General features: G+C 68.7%; 14 protein-coding genes and 2 pseudogenes. 11 read left to right on the plus strand and 5 right to left on the minus strand.

Annotation, left to right across the window (positions count from 1 at the left end; all coding sequences use genetic code 11):
• Positions 1 to 15 precede the first annotated feature (15 nt).
• A complete protein-coding gene (locus OGH68_RS36005; protein ID WP_264249813.1) occupies positions 16 to 1005 on the plus strand; it encodes a hypothetical protein in 990 nt (329 codons plus the stop codon).
• Positions 1006 to 1412: 407 nt separating this feature from the next.
• Here OGH68_RS36005 and OGH68_RS36010 read toward each other — a convergent pair whose 3' ends face one another.
• Positions 1413 to 2393 (minus strand): lysophospholipase, encoded by a 981-nt coding sequence (locus tag OGH68_RS36010; RefSeq protein ID WP_264249815.1) that lies wholly within the window; start codon positions 2391 to 2393, stop codon positions 1413 to 1415.
• Between the two features lie 619 nt (positions 2394 to 3012).
• On the opposite strand from OGH68_RS36010, the gene OGH68_RS36015 reads away from it, so the two are divergent.
• The 4 genes and pseudogenes from OGH68_RS36015 to OGH68_RS36030 all read left to right on the plus strand — a co-directional run.
• The gene (locus OGH68_RS36015) at positions 3013 to 3516 is read left to right on the plus strand and encodes an SsgA family sporulation/cell division regulator (protein ID WP_264249817.1); all 504 of its coding nucleotides are present in this window, start codon (positions 3013 to 3015) and stop codon (positions 3514 to 3516) included.
• 274 nt (positions 3517 to 3790) lie between these two features.
• Positions 3791 to 4024: pseudogene (locus tag OGH68_RS36020) on the plus strand (transposase); the annotation flags it as partial.
• A 249-nt stretch (positions 4025 to 4273) separates the two neighbouring features.
• Positions 4274 to 5284 (plus strand): IS110 family transposase, encoded by a 1011-nt coding sequence (locus tag OGH68_RS36025; protein WP_319020264.1) that lies wholly within the window; start codon positions 4274 to 4276, stop codon positions 5282 to 5284.
• 93 nt (positions 5285 to 5377) lie between these two features.
• Positions 5378 to 5908, plus strand: a pseudogene (locus tag OGH68_RS36030) (transposase); the annotation flags it as partial.
• Here the strand turns inward: OGH68_RS36030 and OGH68_RS36035 are convergent.
• Complete coding sequence (locus tag OGH68_RS36035; RefSeq protein ID WP_264249819.1) at positions 5903 to 6517, minus strand: TetR/AcrR family transcriptional regulator; 615 nt, start codon at positions 6515 to 6517, stop codon at positions 5903 to 5905. The pseudogene OGH68_RS36030 and the gene OGH68_RS36035 sit on opposite strands and share 6 nt — an antisense overlap.
• 95 nt (positions 6518 to 6612) lie before the next feature.
• On the opposite strand from OGH68_RS36035, the gene OGH68_RS36040 reads away from it, so the two are divergent.
• From OGH68_RS36040 to OGH68_RS36050, 3 genes are all read left to right on the plus strand, one after another.
• A complete protein-coding gene (locus tag OGH68_RS36040) occupies positions 6613 to 7545 on the plus strand; it encodes an alpha/beta fold hydrolase (RefSeq protein WP_264249820.1) in 933 nt (310 codons plus the stop codon).
• 497 nt (positions 7546 to 8042) lie between these two features.
• Positions 8043 to 9659: an IS4 family transposase gene (locus OGH68_RS36045; RefSeq protein ID WP_264249822.1), complete on the plus strand. Its 1617-nt coding sequence runs from the start codon at positions 8043 to 8045 to the stop codon at positions 9657 to 9659.
• Positions 9656 to 10381, plus strand: coding sequence for an IS5 family transposase (locus OGH68_RS36050; protein WP_264249823.1), 726 nt, complete (start codon positions 9656 to 9658; stop codon positions 10379 to 10381). The genes OGH68_RS36045 and OGH68_RS36050 overlap by 4 nt, the downstream gene beginning before the upstream one ends.
• Here the strand turns inward: OGH68_RS36050 and OGH68_RS36055 are convergent.
• The 3 genes from OGH68_RS36055 to OGH68_RS36070 all read right to left on the minus strand — a co-directional run bounded on the left by OGH68_RS36055 (position 10323) and on the right by OGH68_RS36070 (position 13569).
• Positions 10323 to 10826 carry a hypothetical protein gene (locus OGH68_RS36055; RefSeq protein ID WP_264249825.1) on the minus strand — a complete coding sequence of 168 codons (504 nt, stop codon included), beginning with the start codon at positions 10824 to 10826 and terminating at the stop codon, positions 10323 to 10325. The genes OGH68_RS36050 and OGH68_RS36055 overlap by 59 nt on opposite strands.
• Before the next feature lie 133 nt (positions 10827 to 10959).
• Positions 10960 to 12372, minus strand: coding sequence for an NF041680 family putative transposase (locus OGH68_RS36060; protein WP_264249890.1), 1413 nt, complete (start codon positions 12370 to 12372; stop codon positions 10960 to 10962).
• Positions 12373 to 12990: 618 nt separating this feature from the next.
• Positions 12991 to 13569, minus strand: a complete 579-nt coding sequence (locus OGH68_RS36070) for a TetR/AcrR family transcriptional regulator (RefSeq protein ID WP_264249826.1) — start codon at positions 13567 to 13569, stop codon at positions 12991 to 12993.
• 102 nt (positions 13570 to 13671) lie between these two features.
• Here OGH68_RS36070 and OGH68_RS36075 point away from each other — a divergent pair, with 102 nt between their 5' ends.
• The 3 genes from OGH68_RS36075 (at position 13672) to OGH68_RS36085 (ending at position 16706) form a co-directional block, all read left to right on the plus strand.
• Complete coding sequence (locus OGH68_RS36075; RefSeq protein ID WP_264249828.1) at positions 13672 to 14142, plus strand: nuclear transport factor 2 family protein; 471 nt, start codon at positions 13672 to 13674, stop codon at positions 14140 to 14142.
• Between the two features lie 470 nt (positions 14143 to 14612).
• Positions 14613 to 16118 (plus strand): ISL3 family transposase, encoded by a 1506-nt coding sequence (locus OGH68_RS36080; protein ID WP_413471149.1) that lies wholly within the window; start codon positions 14613 to 14615, stop codon positions 16116 to 16118.
• Positions 16119 to 16478: 360 nt separating this feature from the next.
• On the plus strand, positions 16479 to 16706 hold the full coding sequence (locus OGH68_RS36085) for a hypothetical protein (RefSeq protein ID WP_264249829.1): 228 nt from the start codon (positions 16479 to 16481) through the stop codon (positions 16704 to 16706).
• Positions 16707 to 16796 lie beyond the last annotated feature (90 nt).

Below are 16796 nucleotides of genomic sequence, written 5' to 3' on the forward strand. Positions count from 1 at the left end.
CAACAGGAGACAGACATGTCCGGGTTCCCGGGCCGCCCCAAGGGCAAGAGCTTCGCCGCCGTCCTGTGGTTCCCCTTTTTCTTCGCCGCCGCCTTCGCCGTCATGTTCCTCGGGGCCTTCGCCAGCCCCACTCCGCACGACATGAGCCTCGGCGTCACCGGCACCAACGCCCACGTCTCGGCGGTCGACAAGGCCGTACGACAGGCGGCCGGAAACGGTGTCGAAATCCGGCAGCTGCCCGACCGGCAGGAAGCCGAGCGCCTGGTCCGCCAGGGCGAGCTCGCCGGCGCCTACGTCGCGGAAGACCCGCAGAACCCCGAACTGCTGGTCGCCTCGGCCTCCAGCGCAGTCCGGGCCGACTACCTGAAGGAGGTCGCCGGCCGGGAAACCGCCCAGCAGGTCAGCGGCACCCCGGCAACGACCGTGGACCTGGTACCCGCGGCGCGAGGCGACGTCAGCGGAGTCGGCCTGTTCTTCTACGCCATGCCGCTGCTGCTTGTCGGAATGATCACATCCATCGTGCTGCTCCAGGCAGTCACATGGACAGCCCGCAAGAAGGCCGCAGCAATCGCCGCCACAGGCGCGTTCGCCTCGGTGTTCGTCTACACGGTGGCGGTGTCGATGGACGTCGTGCCCGCCAAGCCCGTCCTGATCGTCCACGCCTTCCTGCTGACCCAGGCGATCGGCTGGCTGACCACGGCAGTCGCCCTGCTGGCCAAGCACCACTTCATGCCGGTGGCCATGACCTTCGTGCTCATCCTCGGCATCCCCACGGCGGGCGGCAGTGTGCCGCCGGACATGCTCCCGGCCGCCCTGGGAGCGCTGCACCAGATGCTGCCCTTCGGCCAGTTCATCGACCTGGCGCGGTCGTCCGCGTACTTCGGCGGACACGACACCGTCCGGCCGTTCCTCACCCTGCTGGGCTGGCTCGCCGCAGCGGCCACCTTGTTCGCCTTCGCCGCGCGCCGCGCCAACCGCTCGGCGCAACCGTCCCGCGCAGCGTAAAGAGCGTTCGGTGTCGGCCTGGCAGCTGCACCGCAGCGGGGACCAGATGCCCTCGACGGGGGAAGAGTGCACGGCAGGTACAGGCCCCCGCCTTACGAACGGGATTCGTACGACTGGACCGGCCGCACGGTCGAATACCACCGCGCGCAGATCCGGGGCCACCTTGGCTTCCGCGAGCGCAGCGTCGCGGACGCGGAGAAGCTGACGGCGTATCTGGCCGAGCTGCCTCCCACCCCACCTATGCGGCGATGCCGGAGGCCGCCGCGCTTGCGTGGAAGGAGACCAGCGCCGCCACATGTGTAGGTCGCACAGGGTCAGTCTTGCTGGGCGGCTGCCTTACGGCGGCGCAGATCGGACAGCCACCCGGGCGGAGTGGCACCGCCGCCGCGGCGAAGAGATCGGCGAGGTCACTGCCGCGGCGGGTCCTCAGTTGATGTGTCCCAGCCCGGCATGCTGTCGTGCCGTATGTCCTTGACGCTGAGGCACTCCTCAAAGAAGGCGAGGGCCTTGAGGTGGTACGCGCGGGCGGCCCAGCCGAGGCTGATGTTGTGACCGGCCTGTGGCAGGCGGTCGATGACGATCCGCGGGGCGGCGGACAGCAGCGCGGTCAGGTCGGCGAGGTCGTCCTCGCCGTGGCTCCACCAGGCCTCGTGTTCGGCGAAGGTGAGCCGGACGGGGACACGGACGCGCGGCAGGATGGCCGCCGACAGGCGCATCCAGCCGGCCACGGTGCTGACCTCTCGTGCGGGCATGGGCGCCACCACCTGCTGGCTCGCCCTGAACGTCTGCGGCGGATACAGGCCCAGCGGCCCCCAGTTCAGCAGCCGCAGGCTGCCCTCACGGTCTGACCCGACGAGGCCGGTGCCCACGGCCAGTCGGCGCCCGCACCCGGAGACATCCATGCCCAGCAGGTCCGGCGTGTCCCAGTCGGCGGCGGCCGCGAAGGCCGCCTTGGCTCCGAAAGAATGCGCCAGCAGGAACGTGTCGGTACCGGGTGCATGGCGTGCCCTGAACGCCTGGACGGCGCAGCGCACGGCGGCCGCTTGGACGGTCAGCCGTTGCCCTGCGGGCAGGCATGCGGCCGAGGCCCCGTAGCCGGGCCGGTCCAGCGCCAGCACCGTGTACCCCAGGCGCGCGCCGAGAGCCAGCAAGGACACGTCCGGATGCGCCTGTCCGTCGAAGTACCCCGCGTTCATACCGCCACCGTGCAAGGCGACGATCACCGCGCGCGGGGCCTCCTGGTCGGGTCCACTCAGCAGGCCGGACAGGCTGAGGCCATCCGCATCGATGGTGACCGGGCGGACGCCGGGTGAGTTCCGCCGGTGATACGGCTCCGGCGCAGCCGCCGATCTCACGGCGGCGGGCTGCCCGGCGGGGCCATCAAGCATAGAGGTCCTCAACTCGGGTGACGACACGTAAGCAGCAGCACTCTTCGATCGATACCTGAACAGCAGGTGAATCCTGGAGGATGTGTCCAAGCGGGGGCCGGGGCCAGGTTTCAACCGCAGGTTCCGCAGCTCATCCTGCGTGCCGCGCCGGCTGTCAGCCACCCGAGGCGGTGCACAGGGGTCACCTCGTGCGTCACGGTCCAGGGAGTCTGCGGTGCCACGGGGAGGGTCGGCAGCGAGGCGATGTCGTTGCACCGGGCGGTCCGTTCCAGGACCGTCCGATCGATAGTGCAACTGGAGCATGCAGCTCCCGCCGACGTGCTGGAGCATCACGGCTCCCGCTTCGAGGCGGCCACGAACCCGGCGTGCCGGAGCCCTTGGGAACCGCACAGTGAACTGTGGCCCAACGAGTTCACTTCCGTACAACTGCGCGTGCACGGAATGTCAGCGTGGCTGGTCGTGCGGCGCTACGTTCGCCCCATCGAAGTCGGAGCCGGCGGCAGGGACTGGCCCATGACGACCCGGATCGGCGGTCGCGCAAGGGTGAGGCCGCCGCCTCCCGCGAATCCAGGGTGCCGGCCCGGCTGCGTCAAACGGCACCCAGACAGGGGAGAACCCGATGAACAAGCACCTGAGCGGTACCAGTGGTAATCATGTCCACGCCCAGCCTGCCGACCGTGCCGAGCACGGCGAAAACGGCGCGGGCACACCCCGCCTGGTCAGCAGCGAGTTGGCCGTGTTCGTCACCGTCGACGAAGGACACACGGCGCCCTTGTGGGCCAACCTGCACTACGACATGGCCGATCCCTACGCGGTGAGCATCACCTTCCACATGGGCGGCGATCACACCCTGCCCTGGGTGTTCGCCCGTAGCCTCCTCGCCGAAGGACTCGCCCGGCCGACCGGCGTCGGCCAGGTCCGGGTGCGACCCTCTCGCGCGCACGGTCTGAGCACCGTGCGCATATCTCTGATGTCCAACGCAGGTGCGGCCGTGGTCGTGGCGCCGGCACGGGCGATCGCTGCGTTCCTGGAGCGGGCCGATGCCCTCATACCTCCGGGCATGGAATACCTGCATGTGGATCTGGACCGCCTCACGCATCACGTGAACGCCGGCAGCGCCTAGCGCGACGCCCGAACCGCACCGGGGAGCGGGACAACCCGTGCCGGGATCACCGTATCGGCCGCGACGCGGTGGGCAGCGGTGACCGGTCGAGGAGGTCGGCGGCGCGGGTCGGTTCGCGGTGCAGCCGCAGGGTGCGGGAGTGTCTGATCAACGGCGGGTCTGACGATCGCGGAAGCGATGTGAGATGACCGAATCCGCCGTTGAGTCCGAGGGCCGTGACCAGCTCGCCGAAGGGGCCGTGTCGAGCGCGGTGAGCGACGAGCAGTTGATTGCGATGCTGGTCGACCGCGCCCGCTCGGACGGTCCGCAGCTGACCGGGGAGGGCGGGCTGTTGCAGCATCTGACCAAGCGGCTGCTGGAGTCCGGCCTTGGAGGGCGAGATCACCGACCACCTCGGCTATGACAAGCACGAGCGGCGGGCAGGAACGGTGGCCGGTCCCGCAACGGCACACGCTCCAAGACGGTGCTGACCGACGTCGGCCCGGTGGAGATAACCGTGCCCCACGACCAGCATCCTGTGCTCGTCTGCGACTGTGAGGATGATCGTGTTCCGCACGGGGCCGCGGCCTGACCCGGTCTGCGACTGACCAAGGTGTCCTGAGCTCCGATCTGTCGGCCCGGTTCCGTGCGGGGCTCGCTGCCGCCGGCCCGGCGGGCGTGTCCCGATAGGGGCCTTCGCGACAGGCACCCTCACAGTCCTGACCGCCCGACCGGTCCGGTGGTGGCCATCCGCCCGCGAACCGATCGAGACAGGCACATGACCATCCTCAGCATGCCGCACAACGGCGACACTGCGCAGCCGCCCATGGACTCCGCCACCGCCGTGCTCGGTGTCGACACCCACAAGGACGTGCACGTCGCCGCTGTCGTCAGCGTTCTCGGCGCCCTACTGGGCACCCAGTCGTTCCCCGCCACGGCCTCCGGATACCGCCAACTCGCCGACTGGGCCCGTTCGTTGGGAGTCGTCCGGCGGGCCGGGGTGGAGGGGACGGGCTCCTACGGCGCCGGGCTGGCTCGGCATCTGGCCACCGAGGGTATTGAAGTCATCGAGGTCAACCGGCCGGACCGAGCGGCCCGGCGACGCTCGGGCAAGACCGACGCGGTCGACGCCGAGGCCGCCGCCCGGGCCGTGCTGGGCGGACGAGCCACAGGGGCCCCGAAGAGCAAAGACGGCCCGGTGGAGGAGCTTCGCGTCCTGAAAGTCGTCAAGGACTCCGCAGTCCGCAACCGCACCCAGGCCATCAACCAGCTCAAGGCCCTCCTGCTCAGCGCACCGGCGCAGCTGCGCGAGTCCCTCGCCGGTCTCTCGAACCCGGCGCTGTTCAAGGCGTGCGCTGCCCTGGACGCGCAGGCGAGCGCGGTGCACCAGGCCCTGAGCCTGCTGGCCCACCGCATCAAGCAGCTTTCCGCCGAGGCCACCACTCTCACCCGTCGGATTGCCGCGATCATCCAGGCACACAGCCCGCAGTTGCTCGAACTCACCGGCGTCGGTCCGGACAGCGCGGCCATCTTGCTCATAGCCGCAGGCGACAACCACGACCGCCTCCGTGACGAGGCGTCCTTCGCCGCCCTGTGCGGTGTCAGTCCGGTCGAACGCTCCTCCGGCAAGAACCAACGCCGACGGCTCAACCGCGGTGGGAACCGGCAGGCCAACGCCGCCCTTTACCGCATCGTGCTCTCCCGCTTGCGCTGGGAGGAACGCTCCGTGCCTACCTCCTGCGACGCACCGCAGAGGGCAAGACGAAGCGGGAGGTCATCCGCTGCCTGAAGAGGTACGTCGCCCGCGAGATACACCGCGCTATCGCTTCCGCCCCACTGCCCGTTACCGACGGCCACGCGGCTTGACATCCATAGGGGCATCGGGCTCAAGGGCCTGCCCGACGCGGTCGAGACCGTCTGGCCACGCACGATCGTGCAGACCTGCATCGTCCACTTGATCCGCAACAGCATCCGCTACGTCGCCCGCCAGGACTGGGACAAGATCGCCAAGCTCCTCAAGCCCGTCTGCACCGCCCCGAGCGAGGCCGCCGCCACCGAGCGGTTCCTGGAGTTCTCCGAGAAGTGGGGCCAAGTATCCGGCCGTGATCAAGCTCTGGTCCGACCCCTGGGCTGAGATGGTCCCTTTCCTGTCCTTCGACGTCGAGATCCGCAAGGTGATCTGCTCGACGAACGCGATGGAGAGCGTGAACGCTCGCATCCGCAAGGCCTCCCGGCCCGTGCTCGCTTCCCTTCAAAAGCCGCCGTGTCGAAGTGCGTCTACACGGCGCTGATGAGCCTGGAGCCGACCGGCAAGGGTCACCGCCGCTGGACGATGCGCTGGAAGGCACCCATCCCTGCTGATGTGGGCGGGATTGAACGACGCCTGGCTGGCCGAAGCCGGGTCTGGTCATGACCGAAGCCTGGAGACCAGACCCTCGAAGTAGCTACGGTGCACGGCAGTCAGGTCCACCTGCTCGGGGTCCAACAGCCACAGCAGGTGGGCCCCCTCGATGAACGCGGCCGTCTCCGCGGCCAGGATCGACGGGTCCAGGCCGGTACGGGCCGAACCGTCGGCCACGGCGCGCGTGAACAGGGACACCAAATGGATCCGCAGCGCCCTGCCACGGTCCCGGAACCAGGTGTGGAGCACGGAACCGGGCTCCAGGTTCTCTGCGGTGAGAGTGGTGTGCAGGGCAGCCAGTTCGCGTTCGGCGGCGGCGGTGTGCTCGGCGTCCCGTATGAACCAGTCGAAGGCCTGATCCAGGGTGGGTTCAGCGCCCAGCGGGATGGACAGCCGATCCAGGGCACGCCGATCGGCCTCCTCCAGGACAGCTTGTACGAGTCCGTCCTTGCTGCCGAAATGATGGATGAGGGCGGATGGGGTGGCGCCGGCGCGCTCGGCGATCGCGGCTACTCCAGTGCCGCGCACCCCCTGCCGTGAGAACAGCTCGATCGCGGCGTCAACCATGGCGCGGCGGCGCTCCACGCCCCGCTTCTGCACCTGTCCCTTGACTCCAGCCATGGGGATCAGGGTGCCTGTCGGGGGCTGGTGAGTCCAACTCACACTGCCGGGAAAACAGGTGCACACCCAGTGCCGAACCATTATCTTGAACACTCATGCAGGAAAATGAGTTCAACAACGACTACCTGACGGGCCGCGAGCGGATCGTCCGTGCCGGGGACCTTGAGTTGTGGGCAGAGGATTTCGGCAACCCCGAGCACCCGACGGTGCTGTTGGTGATGGGCGCGCAGGCACAGGGCATTCAGTGGAACGACGGCATCGTCCGTCGCCTTGTCGACGGGGACCGCCGGGTCATCCGCTACGACCACCGCGACACCGGACGCTCATCCACCGTCGACTTCGCCGCCCATCCCTACACCGTCGCCGACATGGCCTCCGACGCGCTCACCGTCCTGGACGTGTGCGGGGCTCAACGAGCCCACCTCGTGGGCGCGTCCCTCGGCGGCGTCATCGCCCAGCGGCTGGCCGTCACACACCCGCACCGGGTGCTGACCCTGACGAGCCTGTCGTCCCAGCCTCTCGGCACGGACATGGCGGCCGCAGTGCAGCGTGTCCTGGAGGGGGCACCTCCCCATCCCAGCGAGCTTCCTCCGCCCAAGCCGGAGTTGCTCGCCGCGCTCGCCTCATCGTTCCCCAAGCCGGGGGCGTTTCTGGACGAATACCTCGCGGCCCGGCTGCCGCTGTGGCGTGTACTGCACGGCCCGGTGCTGCCGTTCCACGAGGGTGAGTACCGCGCGATGGAGCAGCAGGTGTACGAGAGGGCGCGCGATCTGCAGGCGGCGCTCAACCACATGTTCGCCGGGGCCTCCGACACGAGCGCCACGGCGGACCTGGCCGCCGTCACCACACCGACACTGGTACTGCACGGCACGGAGGACCCGATGTTCCCGCCCGCGCACGCCGAAGCCACCGCCGCCGCAATCCCCGGCGCCTGCCTGGTCATGATCGAGGGCATGGGCCACACTCTGCCCACGACACTGAACGACCGCCTGGCCGACGAAATCCTGCACCACACGGGCCGCGCATAGAAAGCTCTGACTGGCTGTTCTCCTTCCGCTCGCGTGGTCGGTGGGGTTCGAACAGGGGCCTGGTACGGGTGAGTCTGCCGGTGCGGACGCATGGAAGAAGGGCCTCTTGGTAGCTCGCGGATGTCGAGTCCAGCGAGAACCAAGAGGCCCTGTTGTCGAAATGTCGCGTGGTCACGGTTGCCGGGTCCAGTCCGTCCACTCCTGGGTGTGACTGCCTCGCCCACAGGTTCGGGAACGCAGCCGACCAGCCGGAGCGCCGGACCCGGTACGGCTCGGACATGAGCGATGCCGAGTGGGCCGTGGTGCGTGACTTGCTACCGGTTCCGGGATGGCTGGCCGGCCGGGGCGGGCGGCCGGAAGGCTACTGCCACCGGCAGATGATCGACCAATGCCACGAAGTTAAGGCTCAGTTGACGTTGTCAAGCGCGAGTGCTCACGAGACGGGCCTCTGCTATCCAGGGGATCGACCAAGATCATCCTGAGAGAGCAGAGGCCCGGTGGCTCAGTCTGTCACGTACGGAATCGATGACGTGTTCGCACCTGGGCATGTCGGTGAATTGACGCAGGTCATCCCGACCGAGCTGGTGGATGCGGTGTTGGACGAGACCGGGACTCGTGAGCGACGGCTGCGCAGTCTCCCCTCACGGGTCGGGGTGTACTTCGTGCTTGCGCTCGGGTTGTTCGAGCACCTCGGCGCCGGGCTGGTGTGGGGCAAGCTCGTGGCCGGACTGACCACTGCGGTGCCGCAGACGTCGGAGAAGGCCCTTCGCGATCTGCGCCGGCGGGTCGGGGTGGCCCCGCTCAAGCGGCTGTTCGAGGTGCTGGCAGGCCCGTTGGCCCAGCCGTCCACACCCGGAGTGCGCCACCGCCTCTGGCGGACGGTCGCCTTCGACGGCTGTGGGAGCCTGAACGTCCCTGACCACGAGCGCAACCGGTCCTGGCTCGGCCGTACGGAACGCCGCCACGGCCCTTCCGGTTACCCCCGGCTGATGCTGATGACCTTGTGCGAAACCGGCACCCGCGGCCTGATCGACGCCGTCTTCGGACCCGCCTCGAAGGGCGAAACCGACTACGCCCACGACCTGGTCAACCGCTTGACCTCGGACATGCTCCTGCTGGCGGACCGCGCATTCGACAGCAACAGACTGCTCGCAGACATCGCGGCTCAGGGGGCACAGTTCCTGATCCGTGCCACCAGCACCCGGCGCCCGCCGGTGCTGGCGCTGCTGCCCGACGGCTCGTACCTCACCCGGATCGGCGGCGTTCGGCTGCGGGTGATCGAGGCCGAGGTCCGCTCCCGTACCGCCGACGGCGACTTCGGCGGAACATACCGCCTGCTCACCACGCTGAGCGACCACCGCACCGACCCGGCAGACCGCCTGGTCGGTCTCTACCACGAGCGCTGGGAGATCGAGACCGCCTACCCGGCACTGCGTCACACCCTGCTCAAGGGCCGCGTTCTACGGTCGAAGGACCCGGTGGGCCTCATCCAGGAGATGTGGGGACTCCTGACCATCTACCAGGCCCTGCGGTCGATGATGGTGACCGCGGTGGAGACAGTGCCCCTCTGCGATCCCGACCGGGCCGGCTTCACCGTCGCCCTGGAGGCCGCGCGCGACACGGTCGTCAGCGCCGCTGGGACGACCACAGCCGCAGCTCCGAGCGGACACTCCGACCTGGTCAGACATATCGGCACCCGTGTCCTGCGGGCGTTGCTGCCCCAGCGCCGGATGCGGCTGTCCGCCCGCATCGTCAAGTGCGGAACGTCCCGCTATGCCATCTGGAACCGCGACGAGCGACCTCGAGACAGCACGCCGATCACAGCCGTCGTGATCACCGTGCATCCACCGGCTCTCCCCACCGCGCATGCCCCGGACCGGGCCACCACCGGCCGCTGGGGGCAGGTCTGCAGGATCCTGGCGGAGAACTCCAACCAGGCCATGCACGCCCGCGACATCGCAGGAAACCTCGGCCTCACCATCACCGGACGCGTGCTCAGCGGCTTCAACGCACAGCTCTGCTACTGGGCACGCAACGGCCGACTCATCCGCACGGCACCGAGTACGTACAAGACCCCTCTTCCGGAGGTGTTGACAACATCAACTGAGCCTTGACTTCGCGGCATTGGATGATCGACGCGATCCGCTACCTCGTCGACAACGGCATCAAGTGGCGGGAGATGCTCTGTGACTTCCCGCCCTGGCCACGGGTCTACGCCTTCTTCGCCCGATGGCGGGATGGGGGGCTGGTCGCCGAACTGCACGACCGGCTACGTGGTGCCGTCCGCGATGCCGAAGGTCGTGACCAGGATCCGAGTGCGGCGGTCGTGGACTCGCAGTCGGTGAAGGCGGACGCCACCGTCGCCCTGATCTCGCGGGGCTTCGACGCCGGGAAGAAGATCAACGGACGCAAGCGGCACGTGCTCACCGACACTCTCGGTCTGCTGCTGGCCGTGCTGGTCACGCCGGCGTCGACCACCGACCGGGACGCCGCCCGCATCCTGCTGCCGGCAGCCAAGGACCGCTTCGAGCGGCTGGCACGGGTCTGGGCCGACGGCGGATACACCGGCCACCTCATCGACTGGAGTGCAACGCAGCTCGGAGTTGTCCTCGATGTCGTCCGCCGCAGCGACGACACCCGTGGCTTCCGGGTGCTGCCCCGCCGCTGGGTCGTGGAACGGTCTTTCGCCTGGTGCCTACGCAGCCGGCGCCTGGTCCGGGACTACGAACGGCGCACCGACACGAGCGAAGCCGTCATTCTGTGGTCGATGGCCATGCTCATGAGCCGCCGCCTGGCCGCCCGGCACCAGGTTCCTGCTCCGACAGCGGCAGCGTGAACCTGCCTGGCTTCTTCTCTACCAGCCAGCCTCGCTCCACCAGCCGCTTCCGTGCCCTGGCCCCTTCAGCGCGGGAGGCGGACGCACTGTCCCAGCCCAGTACCACCGCTGCCCGCCGGGCACCGAGCCCGTCGCCTCCCGCATCGGCCGCGGCGGCCATCAACGCCTGGTAGTCCGGCGACAGCTCCTGCACGTCGGTCGCGTGTCGGCGGTGAGGCACCGCCCGGCGCGGTCCGACCGGCTTCCTCCGCGACACCTCGCCGGTCACGTGGACGGGTGCCTCCTCCTCGGTCAGCGCCTCCAAGTACTGCTCGAGGCCGATCACCCGGCGCCCGTGCACCTCTTCCGCGTCCGCCAGAGCGGCACGCACGCGTTCCAACTCATCCTCGAGTTGCTTCACCTGCACAGCTGCGGCCTTCTGCCGCGCTTCCAGAACCGCCCGCATCGACGGCATTCGCCACCCCCACGACCTCTCGCCCGGCAACAAGCCGAGGCTCCCGCAGCAGCAGCTACTTCATGCCTGACCAGCGAAGACATCACACGAGGTTCGGAAAGAGAACGGCCTCTAAGCTTGATCATTAACCTCGCTGCTGTTTCAGGCGGACGTGTTCGGTGAGGGTTTCGATTCGTTTCACGGTCTTCCCAGGCTCGTGACGTGGGGCTGGCCTGCGGTTCTTCGAGCCGGGTGGGCGTCCGGGGCCGGGCTTGGAGGGTCTGGGCACATCGGCGGGACGGGCGGTCTTCACGCGGAGGTGGCGGAACCCCCGGCGCACCCGGGCAGGGGTGAGCCGACGAGGCTGAGTCGGCCGCTCCCAGGGCCGACGAAGATCCTCGGCGAGGGGCCGGGCAAGGCGGAGTTGAGTGTGGGCGGCGATGATCAACCACGTCCACAGGTCGGCCGAGTGCGGATCGCGGACCTTGGGGACGGTCCAGCCCAGAGTCTGCTTGAACAGCCGGAAGGTATGTTCAAGATCGAATCTGCGCAGGAACGCCTGCCAGCGCAGATCGACGTCTTCGCCGGTCAACCCGGTGCGCGAGGACCACAGCCACACCGGCTTCGGATCGCGGTCACCGGGCAGGTGGTGGACCTTCAGCCGGATCAACGTGCCGTGGATCAAAGGGAGTTCACCGCAGTGGTCGAGCCAGGGGCCACGGGCCTGCAATCGGGGGTGTATCCGGTCCCAGGCGAGGGCTTCGGCCGTGCCGTAGCGGGTGGTGTCGCACGTCGTGGCCTGGTCAGGGGTGTGCCAGGACTCCGGCTTGGAGAAGGTGAGGACGCCGCCGTGCTTGCGGGGCTGTCCGCCGCGCGGGGTGGAGCGACGCGGTCCGGCATCCCGGAGCATGACCCGGTCCGAGCGGAGCCGGCCTACCAGCTCAACAGGCAGGTCGGCCAGGACATAGGCGAGGCGGGTGACGTCGTAGCCGGTGTCCAGGACGACGAGGATGTCCGCGTCGCCCGGCCGCCACTGCCCGGCGTGCACCAGCCGGGCGACCACCTCCCGCAGCTGGGCGGCGGTCACCGCGGTGGCGTCGTCGGTCGGCCCCAGCCGGATCGCGTCCAGCACGGCCGTCCAGGACGTGCGCCCGGTCTCCAACGCGGCAACGAAGGAGTAAGGCCAGCCGGGGATGAACTGATCTGTGCTGCGGCCTCGCCCGTAGACGTGGCAGAACAGCAGGCCAGGGCTGGTGGGGGCGTCGGGCCGCAGCCAGTTGCTCACGTCGACGGCGAGGACGATCCGCCCGTCGGCCGCACGCGGCAGTGGCGTGGAGGCAAGCAGCCTGCGCAAACGGCGCGGCTCCAGCCAGCCGTGGTTGACCGCGTTGTACATCGCTCCGTGCCCTCGCCGGTGCTCGGCCGTGAGCGTCAACTCGACCAGCGACGTCACTGGGCCGTCCGAGCACAGCACCGCGTCGGTGAGCTCGAAGAGCGCATCCGCCCGGGTGTAGAGGCAGTCGTAGAACTGGACACGAAAGTGGGACAGGACACCCAACGCAGCATCAGCGGACTGTTCAAGGGCGAGACTCTTCACCAGCGGCCGTTTCTTCACGCGACGTTGCTCAACACCTCGAAGCGTGAAGAACGGCCGCCCTGCTGTCCCGGGAATGAACCAAGATCAGCTGGTCAGGTGAACGGCTGAGGTTAAACGCCAAGCTAAGGGGCCACCCGTCGGCCGCGCTGGACGCACCCAGCCCGGGACGGTCGATGGTGATCTGGCGGATGCCGAGCCTTGTGATCGCGTCGATGGGGAGTCCGAGCCATCGGCTCGTCGCTGATCCGGAGCACAGCAGGACAGGCGTGCCCGAGGGCGGCCCCCACTCCGCCCAGCCGAGCCGGCGGCCGTCCGTAAGGCGCGCCTGTCCCAGCCGCTCGGGCGGAGTCACGTTGGTGGCCATGTGGGGGATCTGCCCTCCCTGCCCGGTCAGGGCGCCCGCCGGACGGCCTGACCGGGGGTGGGCCGGGTGAAGTCTTTGGCCTGGCGCACGCGCTGGTGTGCCGGCGGTGGGAGCATGCGCTGCACTGGGAGCAGGAGCAGGAGCAGGAGCAGGCCTGACGGCGCCGGCCGTCCCGCACCGTCACCCTCCTGCACCGCGGCGCCTACGACTCCCCGCTACGAGGGGAAGGCGACGTGGCGTGTGTCGAGCGTCAGCAGAAGCTGCGCCGCCTGCTTGGCTTGGCGGGCCGCTGCGGGTGTGCCTGAGATGGCGGCGGTGGTCATGGCCCCCTCGGCCAGCAGGGCGATCTGGGTGCCGGTATCTGCTGCCACTTCCGCAGCTGTCGTGAGTTCCCGCAGGTAGGCGTGGAAGGTGTCCTTGTGGTGCCGGGCCAAGGCTGCGACCTGGGGTGATGTGCCGCCCAGCTCGCCGAAGGAGTTGATGAAGGCGCACCCGTGGAAGTCAGGCTGGGTGAACCAGTCCTCCAGCCAGTCGAAGACGGCGAGCAGCCGCTCCTGCGGAGTTTCCGCGGCTGTGTCGACATGGGTGGCAAGGTTTTGGAGCCAGCGGGTATCCCTGCGAGCCAGGTAGGCCTCGACGAGGTCGCCCTTGGAGGGGAACAGCTGATAGAGGCGCCGGAGTGTGACGCCCGAGGCGTCGCGGATCACGTCCATGCCGACGGCTTGGATGCCTCGGGCGTAGAAGAGGTCTTCGGCGGCGTCCAGGATGCGCTCGCGTGCCAGATCGGTGTCCACGTTTCTTGCCCCTTGCGTGAGAACCATCGTTCTCATAGTATCAGGAGCACATCGCGAGAACGACCGTTCTCACTGTCGTAGAGCTTCCCAGAGGAGTGCGTCATGTCCGAGCAGCGTCCCCCGTTCCCGCCGTTCACCCGGGAAACGGCGATCATGAAGGTCCGCCAGGCCGAAGACGGCTGGAACACCCGCGACGCCGAGAAGGTCGCCCTCGCCTACACGCCCGACTCGCGCTGGCGCAACCGCGCGGAGTTCCTCACCGGCCGCGACGAGATCGTGAAGTTCCTGACCCGCAAGTGGAACCGGGAACTGGACTACCGCCTCATCAAGGAGCTGTGGGCGTTCGACGGGAACCGCATCGCGGTGCGGTTCGCCTACGAGTACCGCGACGACGCCGGCCAGTGGTTCCGCGCCTACGGCAACGAGAACTGGGAGTTCGACGACAACGGCCTCATGCGCGTGCGCCACGCGAGCATCAACGACCTGACTATCGCCGAGGAGGAGCGCAAGTATCACTGGCCGCTGGGCCGCCGACCCGACGATCACCCGGGTCTGTCCGACCTCGGGCTGTAGACCGCACCCGGCGGCCGGCCGGTGGCGCGACCGCATCCCGGCAGGGGAGGCCCCGTGCCCGGCGCTCTCTCACCCAGCACGAGCGGACAACCGCGCAGGAGTGGCCGGCATCCCGCTGCGCCTGCGAGCCACCGCCGGCGCCCTGGGGCAATCAGGACCCGGGGCGGGGGCTTCCCCCTGGTGTGCGGACACCCAACCGGGCGGTCCCGCTCATCACCGCGCGCATCCGCTTCGCCCGCACTCTGCCCCCCAGGAAGCCCGAAGTCGAGGCGCGTTCCCGCAGGCAGCCGGGCGCGGACACGGCCGGGCCGGGGCCCGTCATCGCCCCGGCCCGGCGCAACAGTTCCACTCACACCAATCCTTTAAGAGGGTCTGTCTAATCAACGGCCCTGTCGCACATTCGGTGGTGACGGAGAGTCGTGAGGGTCGTTGGCATTCCCGTGAAGGATGTCAACGAGCTTGTGCAGACGGTGTTTTCGGGCCTGTCCCCGCTGGTCATAGAGGACGTCACCGATGAGGGCGAGCGGATCGTGGTGCGAGCTCGGACGCCGACGGAGGCCGCGGGCTGCCCGGTGTGCGGGGCGCCGTCCGGGCGGATGCACGGATATCACTGGCGGACGGTGGCCGACGTGCCGGTCGACGACCGCCGGGTGGTGGTCCGTGTGCGGGTGCGGCGACTGGTGTGTCCCACCCGCGGCTGCCGCCACACCTTCCGCGAACAGGTGCCCGGAGTCCTGGAGCGATACCAGCGCCGCACCGCCCGCCTGACCAGGCAAGTCAAAGCCGTGGTCAAGGAGTTAGCGGGCCGAGCGGGTGCACGCCTGTTGGCGGTACTCGCGGTGGGCCTGTCGCGTCACACGACCCTGCGCACCCTACTGCGCATCCCGCTGCCCACCGGGCGGACACCCCGCGTGATCGGCGTCGACGACTTCGCCCTGTGCCGACGTCACCGCTATGCCACCGTGGTGATCGACGCCGAGACCCATGAGCGGATCGACGTACTGCCCGACCGCACCGCCGTCACCCTGGAAGCGTGGCTGCGCGAACATCCGGGCATCGAGGTCGTGTGTCGTGACGGCTCGGCGACCTATGCCGAGGCCATCCGCCGAGCCCTGCCCGACGCGGTCCAGGTCGGCGATCGCTGGCATTTATGGAAGAACCTGTGCGAAGCCGCCCTGAGTGAGGTGAAGGCACACAGCGCCTGCTGGGCCACCGTACTGGACGCGCCGATCTACGACGGGCCCCGCGCCCAGACCACCCTCGAACGCTGGCACCAGGTCCACGACCTCCTCGACCAGGGCGCCGGCCTGCTCGAATGCGCACGCCGCCTGCAACTCGCCCTGAACACCGTCAAACGGTACGCCCGAGCCGACCAGCCTGAACGGATGCTCCGCGTCCCAAAATACCGCGCCAGCCTCGTCGATCCCTACCGCGAGCACCTGCGCAAACGCCGAGCCGAGGACCCCGCCGTCCCCGTCAAGCACCTCTTCGAAGAGATCAAGACCCTCGGCTTCACGGGCTGCCTGAACCTCTTGCATAAGTACATCAACCAAGGCCGCGCGGACGCCGACCGCAGCCACATCTCCCCGCGCCGGCTCGCCCGGATGCTGCTGACCAGGCCCGACAACCTCAAGGTCGAGCAACACGAGCTCCTGGCCAAGCTCACCGCCGCCTGCCCCGAGATGACCCAACTCGCCGCCGGCATCAGCGACTTCGCCCCGCTCCTTACGCCGCACCCCGACAACGCCGATGCGCTCACGCGCTGGATCGCCCAAGTCCGAGCAGCCGACCTGCCTCATCTGCACGCCTTCACCCGGGGCCTGGACCGGGACATCGACGCCGTGATCGCGGGGCTCACGCTTCCGTACAGCAATGGCCCCACCGAGGGCGTCAACACCAAGACCAAGCGGATCGCGCGCCAGATGCACGGACGAGCAGGCTTCACCCTGCTTCGGCACCGCATCCTCCTCGGATAGCAGCACGCTCCGTCACCACCGAATGTGCGACAGGGCCGTTGATTAGACACTCCCCACCGACCCCGTACCGGCCTTCGCCTGCTGCGGTGCGCAGTCGAGGGAGTGTTGCTGGGCGTTCCTGACGCCGACGGGTAGGTCAGCAAGAATCGGACATGGCTGGCGAGCGCGGCGGGGACCGGATTCTGCCGTCGTCGAAGTCACTTCGTGGCCGTCGCGGATGTGGGCGCGTGAGGAGACCGCACCGCCGGCCGTGGTCGAGGGGGGAGCACCCAGTTCAGAGGCTGTCCACTTTTTTCCTACCTCTTCTGCGGACCGGCAAAAGCTGGATTGGGACCGAGGTCGGGCGCAAGAGTGTTGCCCATGACAGTTACTCGTTACCGCGTGCTGGTAGTCGCCTTGGTGGGTCTCCTCGCTGCGGCCGTCGCCGTGATGCTCGCAGTGCTCGACAAGCACGCCGCTACGGATGTCATCCGGAACGCTGGCGTCGCATTCGGCGGGACCACCACGCTGGGCCTGCTGCTGAGTGGCTTTATCGACGACTCACGACAGCAGTTGCTTACGACTGCGGGAGGCACCCGCCAGGGCTGAATCTCGATGTCGACGAGAACGGGCGGCGGTGGCGGGCACCCGGCAACGGCGCGATGGCGGCTGCCACCTACGCCCGTAGCCAGCGCTTTT

It is taken from the genome of Streptomyces peucetius, from assembly GCF_025854275.1.
GTDB classification, from domain to species: Bacteria; Actinomycetota; Actinomycetes; order Streptomycetales; family Streptomycetaceae; genus Streptomyces; species Streptomyces peucetius_A.

Excerpts from the sequence above, each read along its gene's own strand:
- OGH68_RS36005 (WP_264249813.1), top strand. The coding sequence starts at position 16 with ATGTCCGGGTTCCCGGGCCGCCCCAAGGGCAAGAGCTTCGCCGCCGTC.
- OGH68_RS36075 (WP_264249828.1), top strand. The coding sequence starts at position 13,672 with ATGTCCGAGCAGCGTCCCCCGTTCCCGCCGTTCACCCGGGAAACGGCG.
- OGH68_RS36040 (WP_264249820.1), top strand. The coding sequence starts at position 6,613 with ATGCAGGAAAATGAGTTCAACAACGACTACCTGACGGGCCGCGAGCGG.
- OGH68_RS36055 (WP_264249825.1), bottom strand. The coding sequence starts at position 10,826 with ATGCGGGCGGTTCTGGAAGCGCGGCAGAAGGCCGCAGCTGTGCAGGTG.
- OGH68_RS36025 (WP_319020264.1), top strand. The coding sequence starts at position 4,274 with ATGACCATCCTCAGCATGCCGCACAACGGCGACACTGCGCAGCCGCCC.
- OGH68_RS36085 (WP_264249829.1), top strand. The coding sequence starts at position 16,479 with ATGACAGTTACTCGTTACCGCGTGCTGGTAGTCGCCTTGGTGGGTCTC.
- OGH68_RS36010 (WP_264249815.1), bottom strand. The coding sequence starts at position 2,393 with ATGCTTGATGGCCCCGCCGGGCAGCCCGCCGCCGTGAGATCGGCGGCT.
- OGH68_RS36015 (WP_264249817.1), top strand. The coding sequence starts at position 3,013 with ATGAACAAGCACCTGAGCGGTACCAGTGGTAATCATGTCCACGCCCAG.
- OGH68_RS36035 (WP_264249819.1), bottom strand. The coding sequence starts at position 6,517 with ATGGCTGGAGTCAAGGGACAGGTGCAGAAGCGGGGCGTGGAGCGCCGC.